Here is a 12,264-nt window from a genome sequence, read left to right as displayed (position 1 = left end):
TTAATGAGCATGGCATAAAATAAACCATGAACCATTATTTTGAGGTGAAGCGGAAGCTATGATAGACATAACGGTTAAACAAGACCTGCGTGAAATGGCCAAGCGGCTCCAAGAGCTTAGGGGGTCACTTTGACTTAGATCTTAAGCAAGAAATTATTGCTAATTTCGAGGAGAAGATGACATTCCCTGATTTTTGGGATGATAATGACAAAGCGCAAAGCGTTATTTCGGAGCTTAATGCGGTGAAGTCAGTTGTGGATCATTACGACGGGTTGTATAGCGAACAGGAAGATCTTCAGATGATGCTGGAGCTGGCGGAAGAAGAAGGCGATGAGTCGCTTGCAGCAGACGTTGTGAGTGGCGTGGAGAAGCTCATGCGCAAGATAAGCGAGTTTGAGCTTCAACTGCTGCTTAATCAGCCTTACGATAAGCTCAATGCGATTCTGGAGCTGCATCCTGGCGCCGGCGGTACGGAGTCTCAGGACTGGGGTTTGATGCTTTACAGGATGTACACTCGCTGGGCGGAGAAGAGCGGCTTCAAGGTCGAGCTTCTTGATTACTTGCCTGGTGATGAGGCCGGCATTAAAAGTGTCACCATTTTGGTGAAGGGCTTCAATGCATACGGGTATTTGAAGGCTGAGAAAGGTGTGCACCGTTTAGTTCGCATTTCTCCGTTTGATTCTGCGGGTCGTCGCCACACGTCGTTTGCTTCATGCGATGTAGTCCCTGAAATCGATGACAGCATCGAGATAGAGATTCGCAGTGAGGATTTGAAGGTGGATACGTACCGGGCGAGTGGAGCAGGCGGGCAGCACGTCAATAAGACGGAGTCGGCTATCCGTATTACCCACATCCCTTCAGGCATTGTGGTCGCCTGCCAGCAGGAGCGTTCACAAATTCAGAACCGGGAACGTGCTATGAAGATGCTTCGTTCTAAGCTGTATGATCGGAAGATCGAGGAGCAGATGAAGCATTTGGCGGAAATACGCGGCGATCAATCGGAAATCGCGTGGGGAAGTCAAATTCGTTCTTATGTTTTCCATCCATATAGTATGGTGAAAGATCACCGTACTTCTGTAGAGACAGGTAATGTCGGCGCGGTTATGGATGGCGACATCGACGCTTTTATTGATGGATATTTGCGTCATCAGATTCGTCATGAGTAATTTGCGGTCATCTACAAATGGATAGTTTCAGTGAAGAGTTCCAACACGGTTAACGTGTGGAACTCTTCTTTTTGCGATAATCGGCTTGCGAGGAGATAAAAGGTATGAAAGAAAGCACGGCGAAGCGGAGAAAAGGCGGGCGCAGCTTCAGTCCGCGAACCCAGTCGATTTGGAACATTATTCAGCTCCTGATCGGTTCGGCTATCGTAGCGATTAGCTTCAATATGTTCATGGTGCCCAATGGGATTGCTTCTGGAGGCGTATCAGGCATATCAATTCTCGTCCAAAGAGCGGCAGGCATTACTCCTGCAGTCACGCAATGGGCGATCAATATTCCGCTGTTTATCGCGGGCCTGTGGCTGCTTGGCAAACGGTTTGGAGCGAAAACAGCGCTAGGTTCGATTATATTGCCTCTGTTTGTGCTGCTGTCGAATGGCTGGCCATCGCCTACGGATAATCCACTGCTTGCGGCAATTTATGGCGGTATCGGGGTCGGTCTAGGACTTGGCCTTGTTTTTCGTGGAGGAGCATCTACAGGCGGTCTGGATTTAGCTGCGCAAATTTTACATCGCTATACAGGACTGCCGCTCAGCTTGGCTATCGTTTGTTTCGATGGCTGCGTGATCATTGCGGCTGGTATTATCATTTCTCCGGAGGTTGCGCTGTACGCCTTGATTGGTTTATTCGTGACGAGCAAGACGATAGATTTTGTACAAAGCGGATTACAGCTATCTAAGGTTGCGTTTATCATCAGCGATCATTCAGATGATGTAGCGAAAGCGATTCTTAATGATTTGGACCGTGGATTGACGAGGCTGGATGGCCACGGTGGGTATACTGGCGCGGGGCGAACGGTGTTAATGGTAGTAGTCGGGCAAAATGAGGTGCCAAAGCTGAAGCAAATCGTTAAGTCTATTGATCCTGGAAGCTTTGTTATTATTAGTAATACAGCTGAGGTGATTGGTCAGGGCTTTAAGCTGGATAGTTAACGAGAGGTCGACTTAATCATGATCAAATGTACATTGTGTCCTCTCGTGCTCCATTTTTCTTAATGTCCAAACTATACCAATTATGATCATTCTGTGTTAGTATGAAACGAGAACAAATGTTCTTGTTTTGTAAAAGGCCATACTCTCAGAGAATTCATAAAATGAGCAAAATTATCATCATTTGTTCGTTGTATTATTATGAATTCGAATGTATAATAATACGAAACAATGTGCGTATTTCCATGAACTACCGAATGATGTACAATTGTAAGTTGTGGAAGAAAACATCCTTTCCGCGTGCGGAAAGAGCAATAGATGAAGCTGCATAGCAGGGGAAAAGATAGCATGCAGTATCTAGTTTCGGGGAGAGATTAACATGAGCACAAAGGTGAAAATAGCGATTATCGGTTCAACTGGCTATGGCGGTGTAGAACTCATTCGATTGCTCGCATCCCATCCGCTGGCAGAGGTGACTTCAGTCATATCGTCATCCAGCGCAGGCACGCCGATTACGGAAGGTTATCCTCATTTGACAGGCATTCGCGAAGAATTGCTTGATGATGTGGATCCTGCTGCAATTAAAGCGAAAGCAGATGTCGTATTTCTAGCAACGCCTGCTGGCGTGGCAGCAAAGCTGGTTCCAGCTTTGCTTGAAGTCGGTTTGAAAATTATTGATTTGTCAGGAGATTTCCGCTTGAAGTCGCCAGCTCTATATGAGCAGTGGTACAAGAAGCCTTCAGCAGACGAGGCTTACTTGAAGCAAGCCGTGTTTGGCCTTGCCGAAATATACGGCGATCAAGTGAAGGATGCTCCATTCATCTCTAATCCAGGCTGTTACCCGACAGCGACACTGTTAGGTCTTCTACCAGCTGTCAAAGAGGGCTGGGTTGATCCATCTACAATCATCATTGACGCCAAATCAGGCGTTTCCGGTGCAGGTCGCGGTGCTTCACTTGGCACTCATTATTCAGAACTTAACGAAAATTTAAAAGCATATAAGCTAAATCAGCATCAACATATCCCAGAAATAGAAATGGTTCTTTCCGATACGGCTAATAAGCCGGTCGTGACTACCTTTACGACGCATCTCGTGCCAATGACGCGCGGTATTATGTCCACGATGTATGCGGTCGTTCAAGGTGAACGGAGCACTAGTGATTTTATCGATTTATATCGTTCTTATTATGAAGGACGTAAGTTTGTACGTATTCGTCCAGAAGGACAATGGCCGTCTACCAAAGAAGTATGGGGCTCCAACTATTGCGATATCGGCTTTGCAGTCGATGAGCGTACGAACCGCGTAACCATCGTTTCTGTTATCGACAACCTGGTTAAAGGCGCTGCGGGTCAAGCGATTCAAAACTTGAACCTGATGATGGGCTGGGACGAGACGCTCGGTTTGCAATTCGTTCCCGTTTATCCTTAATTAATAACAAAAACATTCCTACTGATCTTATAACCATACTCATACAGGTGAAGGAGATACGATTTTACGATGGGACAGGATAATACGACAGCCTTGTTCACGGTCGTCGCTGACGGCTCGATAACAACGCCACAAGGCTTCAAAGCAGGTGGATTGCACTGCGGTCTCAAAAAAACGACGCGTCACGATCTTGGCGCAATCGTATGTGAGGTGCCAGCAGCAGCAGCAGGCGTATACACGACTAATGTGTTTCAGGCTGCACCTCTTCAAGTAACACGCGAGAGCATCGGCTCTGGCGGCGTGCTGCGTGCGGTGCTTGTGAATAGCGGCAACGCGAATGCTTGTACAGGCAAACAAGGCGAAGCGGACGCTTACGAAATGCGCTCCAGATTTGCTGAAGCAATTGGCGTTTCTTCGGAACATGTAGCGGTAGCGTCAACGGGTGTTATTGGCGAGCTGTTGAAGATGGACAAGGTGCGCGTGGGCATTGACGGCCTTCCGGCTAAGCTGGACGGTAATCGCGAAGGCGCGGATGATTTTTGCCAAGCGATTCTAACGACGGATTTGGTTCAAAAGATGGTTTGCGTTGAGCTTGAGCTTGACGGCAAACGCGTACATGTCTCAGGTGCAGCCAAAGGCTCGGGCATGATTCATCCGAATATGGCGACGATGCTTGGATTCGTAACGACAGATGCAGCTATTGGAAGCGAAGCGCTTCAGCAGGTACTTCGTCTTGCGACGGATCTGACTTTCAATATGATTACCGTTGATGGTGATACGAGCACGAACGATATGCTGGTTGCTATGGCGAGTGGACTTGCTGGCAATACGGAGCTGACAGAAGCTCACGAAGGCTGGGCAGCATTTGTAGCTGCGATCCGTCATGTATGTGAGGTGCTTGCAAAAGCGATCGCCCGCGATGGCGAAGGCGCAACCAAGCTCGTGGAGGTACAGGTGAACGGTGCGGTAAGCGACGATTCTGCACAAGCGATTGCGAAGACGGTTATCGGATCATCGCTCGTGAAATCGGCCGTGTTTGGAGCGGACGCAAACTGGGGTCGTATTATTGCGGCAGTAGGCCGTGCAGGCCAGCCGGTTAATCCGGAGACGGTCGACATCCGTCTTGGCGATATTTTGACATTGGAGCAATCCCGTCCTGTCGTATTTGATGAAGAGGTTGCCTTGGAATATTTGAAAGGTGATACCGTTGTTATTCGCGTTGACTTACATAATGGCGAAGGAACGGCAACGGCATGGGGCTGCGATTTGACCTATGACTATGTTCGCATTAATGCGGCATATCGGACATAAGCAAAGTAGATGCTTGGAGGGTATGGAACAGTGACGGAGCAACGATTTGTAATGAAATGCGGAGGCAGCACACTGGCGGCGCTTCCTAACAGTTTTTTTGACGAGTTGCGAGAGCTTCAGCTATCTGGCGTTCTTCCGGTCATCGTGCATGGCGGCGGTCCAGCGATATCGGAAACGCTCGGTAAGCTGGGAATAGAGACTGGATTTGTTAACGGTCTGCGTAAAACCAATGATGCTGTGCTTGACGTAGTTGAGATGGTACTTGCCGGTCGTATTAATAAAGAAATCGTTCGAAAAATTCAAATCAACGGCGCTAAGGCACTCGGATTATCCGGTGTGGATGGCATGCTCATTCAAGCGCGGCCTGTTGCAAACTCGGCAGAGATCGGCTTTGTCGGCGACGTTACAGATGTGAATGCTGAGATTATTGAAGGTGTTATGAACATGGGTTACATTCCAGTCATTGCACCCATCGGGATTGATGATCAAGGGCAACGCTACAACATTAATGCGGACACAGCTGCAGGTGCTGTTGCCTCCCATCTCGGAGTAGAACGAATGATCGTTGTTACGGACGTACCGGGCATTCTCAAAACAGTAGATGGACAGAAGCAGGTGCTTCCTGTTGTATCCGTTGCAGAGATTGAAGAGATGATAACAAGCGGTGAGATTTACGGCGGCATGATTCCAAAAGTTCGCGCAGCGATTCAGTGCATACAAGGCCGTGTGCGTGAAGTGGTGATCGTAAGCGGTGAGGAGCCAGGCGTTTTGACAAGAGCGGTACGTGAAGGCGGCGTTGGTACTCGAATAGTTCAGATGAATGAAGGGCGGGTGTAAGGTCGATGAGTGACACGAATGCAACAGCTGCAGTTGACCAATCTCTTTTTCCAACCTATGCAAGATATCCGATGGCTTTGGTAAAAGGTGACGGCAGCTGGCTATGGGACGATAAAGGAAATAAATATCTCGATTTTATGAGCGGTATTGCCGTTACAAATCTAGGGCATGCTCCTAAACAAATCAAAGCAGCGCTCGTTAAGCAGCTCGACGAGCTGTGGCATGTATCGAATCTGTTCCATATTCCGAACCAAGCGGAAGCTGGTAAGCTCATTACTGACAATAGCTGCGCAGATGCCGTGTTTTTCTGCAACTCGGGTGCTGAGGCGAACGAAGCGGCTATCAAGCTTGCACGCCGTTACAATCAGAAGGTACTGAACAATGGTCGATTCGAGATCATTACTTTCGAGCAATCGTTCCACGGACGTACGCTTGCTACGCTTACAGCAACGGGCCAAGCGAAGGTGAAGGAAGGTTTTGCGCCGCTGCCGGCTGGCTTCAAAACCATTCCTCTGAACGATTTAGCTGCACTTGAAGCGGCTGTTTCTGACCAAACGGCAGCAATCATGCTGGAAATGGTGCAGGCAGAAGGCGGTATTTATCCGGTTGATCCCGATTACATGAAAGAGCTTGTCGCTCTATGCGAGAAGCAAGGCATTCTTCTTATTGTGGATGAGATTCAAACGGGAATGGGACGTACAGGCAAGCTGTTTGCATATGAGCATTACGGGATTGAGCCTGATATTTTCACGATGGCCAAAGGTCTTGGAAGTGGCTTCCCAGTTGGCGCAATGGCCGCAAAGGAAAAGCTTCGTGAAGGTTTTACCGCAGGCAGCCACGGCTCAACATTCGGTGGAACGCCGATTGCTACAGCAGTTGTAAAGGCGACTCTTGAGACGATCGTTGGAGAGAATTTGTCCGCGCGCGCGGCGCAAAAAGGCGAATATCTGATTTCACAGCTTCGGGAGAAACTTGCGGGGAATGATTTTGTTCATGAGGTTCGTGGACTTGGTTTGCTAGTAGGGATCGCGTGTGCGGAGCCTATTTCAGATATTTTGAACGCGGCACAGGAGCGTGGTCTGATCGTTATCTCGGCAGGACCGAATGTCATTCGATTATTGCCTAATTTACTCGTTACGGATGAAGAAATTGACATAGCTGTTGCGCTATTAGTCGAACTACTGGAAGCGAAGCGGCATGTCGTTAAATCATAAATGCTAGAAGATTGTTTTAAGCTGAAGGAGGGCTCTACCATGCAAGGAACAGTAAACGAGGATTTGGCGCAAAGCTTGAAAGGGCGCGACTTTCTAATGCTGGTTGATTTTAAGCCAGAGGAAATTCGTTACTTGATCGACCTAGCCATTGATCTGAAGCAAAAACAAAAAGCGGGCGAAACTCACCATGTACTAAAGGGTAAGACGCTTGGTATGATTTTTGAGAAATCGTCGACACGTACACGTGTTTCGTTTGAAGTTGGGATGTACCAGCTTGGCGGTCAGGGTCTATTCCTTAGTGGAAATGATCTGCAAATCGGTCGCGGCGAGACGATCTGGGATACAGCACAAACGTTGTCGCGCTACCTAGACGGTATTATGATTCGTACATTCGCACATCGTAAGGTGGTTGAGCTTGCTCGTGGAGCAACAATTCCGGTCATCAACGGTTTGACGGATCTATCACATCCATGCCAAGCACTTGCGGATTACCAAACCATTCTTGAGCAAAAGGGTCGTTTGGAAGGTTTGAAAATTGCTTATATCGGCGATGGCAACAATATGACTCATTCTCTGTTGATGGGCGCTGCGAAGCTTGGTCTTCATATGTCTGTTGCGACTCCAGAGGGTTATGAGCCGGATGCAGATATTATTCAGCAAACGAAGGATCATGCTGCCGAGACGGGTTCGCAAATTCACATTTGCCGCGATCCGAAGGAAGCTATTGCTGACGCTGATATCGTATACACAGATGTGTGGGCGAGCATGGGGCAAGAAGCAGAGCAGAAGGAACGTGAGATTGCTTTTGCCGCTTATCAGGTTAATGAGGCTATTACGAAATACGCGAAGAAGGACTACCTCTTCATGCACTGCTTGCCGGCACACCGCGGCGAAGAAGTGAGCGAAGGCGTAATCGACGGCGATCGTTCGATTATTTTCGACCAGGCAGAGAACCGTCTTCACGCACAAAAAGCGATTATGGCAGCAATCATGTCCTAGCTTAAACGCTATAAATATATGAATTTATTCGAAGGGAAGTAAAACAATACTATGGCAAAAGAAAAAATTGTACTCGCCTACTCCGGAGGCTTGGATACTTCGGTTATCCTCAAATGGTTGAAAGAAACTTACGATGCTGAAATCATCGCATTCACAGCAGATATTGGACAAAAGGATGAGCTTGACGGCTTGGAAGAAAAAGCACTCGCAACGGGCGCTTCCAAAGTGTACATCGATGATCTTCGCGATGAGTTCGCAAAAGATTTCATCTACCCGATGTTCCAAGCGGGAACGCTTTATGAAGGCCAATATTTGCTCGGAACTTCCATTGCCCGTCCGCTTATTGCGAAACGCATGGTTGATATCGCTCGCGCAGAAGGCGCAGCTTATATTGCGCACGGCGCAACAGGCAAAGGCAACGATCAGGTTCGTTTTGAGCTGACTGCTGCTGCACTTGCTCCTGAGATCGGCGTTATCGCGCCTTGGCGCCTTGAAGCATTCCGTGAAGAATTCCCGGGTCGTGCGGAAATGATCGCGTATGCGGAGAAACACAACATTCCAGTTACGGCGTCTGCGGCGAAGCCGTATTCGACAGACCGCAACCTGCTGCACATTAGCTTTGAGAGCGGCATGCTGGAAGATCCTTGGTTCGATCCTAGCTCTGAAGAAAACGAAAGCATGTATGTGCTAAGCGTATCTCCTGAGAATGCTCCGGATAAAGCAGAATATGTAGAGCTTACTTTTGCAGAAGGCAACTGTACGGCTATTAACGGCAAAGAGCTTAGCCCACTTGAGGTTATGGATATGCTCAACGACCTTGGCGGCAAGCACGGCATCGGACGCGTTGACATGGTTGAGAATCGTTTTGTCGGCATGAAGAGCCGCGGCGTGTACGAAACACCGGGCGGCACAATCTTGTTCACCGCTCACCGCAAAATGGAATCTTTGACAATGGACCGCGAAGTTATGCATCTTCGTGATTCGTTGATTGCAAAATATAGCCAGCTCGTATACAACGGCTTCTGGTTCGCGCCTGAGCGTCTTGCTTTGCAAGCACTTGTGTCGGAATCACAAAAGAACGTAAGCGGCGTTGTTCGCTTGAAGCTGTACAAAGGTAATGTTATCGGAGCAGGCGTACAAAGCCCAGTGAGCTTGTACAATCCTGATATTGCAACGATGGAAGCTGATCCTTCACAAGCATACGATCAAGGTGACGCGACTGGCTTTATCCGTCTGAACGCATTGCGTCTAAAAGTATCATCGGCAGTTAGCAATAAATAAGTTTTACAAGGGAGTGTAGCGAACCAGTGAGTAAATTATGGGGCGGTCGTTTTACGAAAAAAACGGACCAATTGGTAGAGGAATATACGGCATCGATTATGTTCGACAAGGAGCTCGCTGAAGAGGATATTCAAGGCAGTCTGGCGCATGTTACGATGCTGGGCAAGCAAGGCATACTTCCTTTGGATGACGTTGAGAAGATTAAGGACGGCTTGCACCGCGTGCTTCAGCGCATCAAACGCGACGATATCGAATTCTCTATTGGAGACGAAGATATTCATATGAATATCGAGAAGACGCTAATCGACGATGTTGGCTCCGTAGGCGGCAAGCTTCATACCGGCCGCAGCCGGAATGACCAAGTTGCGACGGATATGCATTTGTGGCTGCGTAAGCGCGTTGTCGAGTTCGTAGATATGCTATACAAACTGCAATCCGCACTTATTGGGCAAGCGAAAGCTAATATTGATACGATTGTACCTGGTTATACGCATTTGCAGCGTGCGCAGCCGATCCTGTTTGCTCATCACTTGATGGCTTACGTATCGATGTTTGGACGCGATATTGAGCGTTTGCAAGACAGCTATAAGCGTATCAACGTGCTTCCGCTTGGAGCAGGCGCTTTGGCAGGGACAACCTTCCCAATCGATCGTCATTTTGTGGCAAGCCAACTTAAGTTTGATCGCGTTTATGAGAATAGCTTGGATGCGGTAAGCGACCGTGACTTTATTGTTGAGTTTCTAGCTGACGCATCGATTATCATGATGCATCTATCGCGCCTTAGCGAAGAGCTTATTCTTTGGTCGAGCACCGAGTTTCACTTTGTTGAGTTGGATGATGCGTTCTGCACAGGCAGCAGCATTATGCCGCAAAAGAAAAACCCAGACGTACCTGAACTTGTTCGCGGTAAAACCGGACGCGTTTACGGTGATCTTGTTGGCTTGCTGACAGTGCTTAAATCATTGCCGCTTGCTTATAACAAAGACATGCAGGAAGACAAAGAAGGCATGTTCGATACAGTGAAGACGCTGCAAGGCGCGCTTCAGTTATTTGCTCCGATGATTGCAACGATGAAGGTAAACAAGGAACGGATGCGTCAAGCCGTTAACCAGGATTTCTCGAACGCAACGGATATTGCAGACTTCCTCGTTGGCAAAGGCTTGCCTTTCCGCCAAGCACATGAGGTTATCGGCAAAACCGTATTGTATTGCATCGAGCAAAACAAATACTTGCTAGACCTTACACTGGAAGAGTTCAAGAAGTTCTCTTCTTTGTTCGATGATCGTATTTATGCAGTGCTTCAACCGGAACAGGTTGTAAATGCGCGTAACGTTTATGGCGGTACGGCAAAAACACAAGTACAAGATGCAATTGGACGCGCAGAGCTTGCATTAGAGCAAACAGCAGCATGGGTGACAGAGTATCTTGAGCGCAGCAGATAATGGAGTTAGCCCTTTATAAAGGTATATAGATTAAAAAGCAGTTCAGCGTTGCCTTGGAGGCAACGAGCTGAACTGCTTTTTTTGATAGATAAGTTGATAGCAGTTTCCACGCACTAGTCACTCATACACCTATAAAACTCCATCCTCGAGCAGCGGTTCTGTCGTTTGCGGTGGCGGAGTTGGCGTAGCTGATGGTCCTTTTCCGCCCTTCATCGGGCCAACCTCAATGATGGTTGGCTGAGCCTTGTAGGTATCACGTGACAAGCGTTCACGGGAGACGACTTCGCCATCACGAGTTAGCGTACGGTAGGTTTCTACGACAAAGCCCTGCTTACCTGTTTCCACAGTAACCTTTTGGCCTGGCGATAAGCGTGTATTCGTTTTTTCCTGAACCGTTGGTTCAATCGTTTTGAGCGTTACGGATTCGATATCGTACTTTTCGTTATCTTTCATTGTACCGAACAGCTTGATCGTCAGCTTGCGATCCACTACTGAGGTACGAATGATGAGGTTTTTGCCTGTTGTGTTTTTAAAACGAAAGTTGATGGCGCCACCCGCATAAGTAGCGTCCTGGCCAATAGGCAAATAAGCAACGGGCAGTGAATGATTGCGTCGTTCGACAATTTCCAACCCTGCTCGAAGGATCGCATTGTAAAGCGTGCTCGATACTTGGCATATGCCGCCGCCGATGCCTGGAACAAGCTTCCCATTCAAAATAACTGGAGCTTCGCGATACTCGTATAATTCCTCTGCTTTGGCAATTAGCTTGCTATAATCGAAAATTTCACCAGGTGCGAGTTCCCAATCGTTAAGAGCTTCTGCGGTTACGGTCACGTTGTGAGCACGTCCTTCTGCGCTCGTCCTGAAATCAGTAGAAAAAGATATAATTTTACGATCTATTCCTTCTTCCTTCAATTTCTCAAGTGTTAGTTCGGGATGAATAACGGTGATCGGCAGTTCTGCTTCAAAAGCTTTCTCAGCAGGCGCACCGATTTGCTCCTTTTTCAGTACGACCCAATCGTTCACCTGTTCGATAAGTTCTCCGATATCCAAGCGGTAGGCATCAACATGAGGCTCATAGATTACCTCGTCCTTATCGGTAATGATTCGCGTTGCATTTTTGGTAGCACTTTTTTCAATCCAGCTCCACTGCTTGCGAAGGGCTGCATCAAATGCGTCAGAGTTCCAAGCTTGTGAGAGCTCATACTGGTTGGGAAATTGATAGCGGTAAACGGCACGATCCCATATATCACCTTCGCCAAGTTTTAATAAGGCCTCGCGAATGGTTTTGAATTCTGCTTTATACCCAAGCTCTTTTACGGTCCATTGCTTGCTGTCGCCAGCTTCCGCAGATGCATGAATCGTAATAGTGCGCTGCTGCAACGAACTCTCATATTCCGTGAGCAGCTTAAGAGCATCTTCTATCGGCATGCCTCCAATAGCTATGCCGCCAGCATCAACCTCATCAGGAACCGTTTTTTGCTGTGCATAGTTCCAGATAAAGCCCCAACCTACAGCTGCAATAAGAAGCAGCGAAGCCGCAATGATAATCCCAATATGGATACGTTTTACGATACGAATCACTCCTTTCTGCATGTT

General features: G+C 47.9%; 10 protein-coding genes. 9 read left to right on the top strand and 1 reads right to left on the bottom strand.

Features of this window, described 5'->3' with window-relative positions:
* Positions 1 to 58: 58 nt before the first annotated feature.
* The 9 genes from prfB to argH all read left to right on the top strand — a co-directional run bounded on the left by prfB (position 59) and on the right by argH (position 10,665).
* Positions 59 to 1,166, top strand: a protein-coding gene (gene prfB / locus AC787_RS14325; RefSeq protein ID WP_152970635.1) for a peptide chain release factor 2 whose coding sequence is annotated in 2 segments (ribosomal slippage) — positions 59 to 130 and positions 132 to 1,166 — 1,107 coding nt in all. Because the reading frame shifts where the segments join, the coding sequence is not laid out codon by codon here.
* A 104-nt stretch (positions 1,167 to 1,270) separates the two neighbouring features.
* Complete coding sequence (locus AC787_RS14320) at positions 1,271 to 2,155, top strand: YitT family protein (protein ID WP_054025390.1); 885 nt, start codon at positions 1,271 to 1,273, stop codon at positions 2,153 to 2,155.
* 376 nt (positions 2,156 to 2,531) lie between these two features.
* A complete protein-coding gene (argC, locus tag AC787_RS14315) occupies positions 2,532 to 3,581 on the top strand; it encodes an N-acetyl-gamma-glutamyl-phosphate reductase (protein WP_054025389.1) in 1,050 nt (349 codons plus the stop codon).
* A 69-nt stretch (positions 3,582 to 3,650) separates the two neighbouring features.
* Positions 3,651 to 4,892 carry a bifunctional ornithine acetyltransferase/N-acetylglutamate synthase gene (argJ, locus tag AC787_RS14310; protein WP_054025388.1) on the top strand — a complete coding sequence of 414 codons (1,242 nt, stop codon included), beginning with the start codon at positions 3,651 to 3,653 and terminating at the stop codon, positions 4,890 to 4,892.
* 51 nt (positions 4,893 to 4,943) lie between these two features.
* Positions 4,944 to 5,729: an acetylglutamate kinase gene (gene argB, locus AC787_RS14305; protein ID WP_235561075.1), complete on the top strand. Its 786-nt coding sequence runs from the start codon at positions 4,944 to 4,946 to the stop codon at positions 5,727 to 5,729.
* 5 nt (positions 5,730 to 5,734) lie between these two features.
* Complete coding sequence (locus AC787_RS14300) at positions 5,735 to 6,943, top strand: acetylornithine transaminase (RefSeq protein ID WP_054025386.1); 1,209 nt, start codon at positions 5,735 to 5,737, stop codon at positions 6,941 to 6,943.
* 39 nt (positions 6,944 to 6,982) lie between these two features.
* Positions 6,983 to 7,942 (top strand): ornithine carbamoyltransferase, encoded by a 960-nt coding sequence (gene argF, locus AC787_RS14295; protein ID WP_054025385.1) that lies wholly within the window; start codon positions 6,983 to 6,985, stop codon positions 7,940 to 7,942.
* A 51-nt stretch (positions 7,943 to 7,993) separates the two neighbouring features.
* Positions 7,994 to 9,223: an argininosuccinate synthase gene (locus tag AC787_RS14290; protein ID WP_054025384.1), complete on the top strand. Its 1,230-nt coding sequence runs from the start codon at positions 7,994 to 7,996 to the stop codon at positions 9,221 to 9,223.
* A gap of 26 nt (positions 9,224 to 9,249) precedes the next feature.
* On the top strand, positions 9,250 to 10,665 hold the full coding sequence (gene argH / locus AC787_RS14285) for an argininosuccinate lyase (protein ID WP_054025383.1): 1,416 nt from the start codon (positions 9,250 to 9,252) through the stop codon (positions 10,663 to 10,665).
* A 129-nt stretch (positions 10,666 to 10,794) separates the two neighbouring features.
* On the opposite strand, the gene AC787_RS14280 is transcribed toward argH, so the two are convergent.
* On the bottom strand, positions 10,795 to 12,261 hold the full coding sequence (locus AC787_RS14280) for a VanW family protein (protein WP_054025382.1): 1,467 nt from the start codon (positions 12,259 to 12,261) through the stop codon (positions 10,795 to 10,797).
* Positions 12,262 to 12,264: the final 3 nt, after the last annotated feature.

Source organism: Bacillus sp. FJAT-28004 (genome assembly GCF_001280845.1).
GTDB lineage: Bacteria > Bacillota > Bacilli > Paenibacillales > Paenibacillaceae > Pristimantibacillus.
Note: the sequence above shows the minus strand (reverse complement) of the source record. Positions and strands in the feature narration are given on the sequence as shown.

Coding starts and splice junctions, on each gene's coding strand:
- AC787_RS14320 (WP_054025390.1), top strand. CDS start 1,271: ATGAAAGAAAGCACGGCGAAGCGGAGAAAAGGCGGGCGCAGCTTCAGT.
- argC (WP_054025389.1), top strand. CDS start 2,532: ATGAGCACAAAGGTGAAAATAGCGATTATCGGTTCAACTGGCTATGGC.
- argJ (WP_054025388.1), top strand. CDS start 3,651: ATGGGACAGGATAATACGACAGCCTTGTTCACGGTCGTCGCTGACGGC.
- argB (WP_235561075.1), top strand. CDS start 4,944: ATGAAATGCGGAGGCAGCACACTGGCGGCGCTTCCTAACAGTTTTTTT.
- AC787_RS14300 (WP_054025386.1), top strand. CDS start 5,735: ATGAGTGACACGAATGCAACAGCTGCAGTTGACCAATCTCTTTTTCCA.
- argF (WP_054025385.1), top strand. CDS start 6,983: ATGCAAGGAACAGTAAACGAGGATTTGGCGCAAAGCTTGAAAGGGCGC.
- AC787_RS14290 (WP_054025384.1), top strand. CDS start 7,994: ATGGCAAAAGAAAAAATTGTACTCGCCTACTCCGGAGGCTTGGATACT.
- AC787_RS14280 (WP_054025382.1), bottom strand. CDS start 12,261: ATGCAGAAAGGAGTGATTCGTATCGTAAAACGTATCCATATTGGGATT.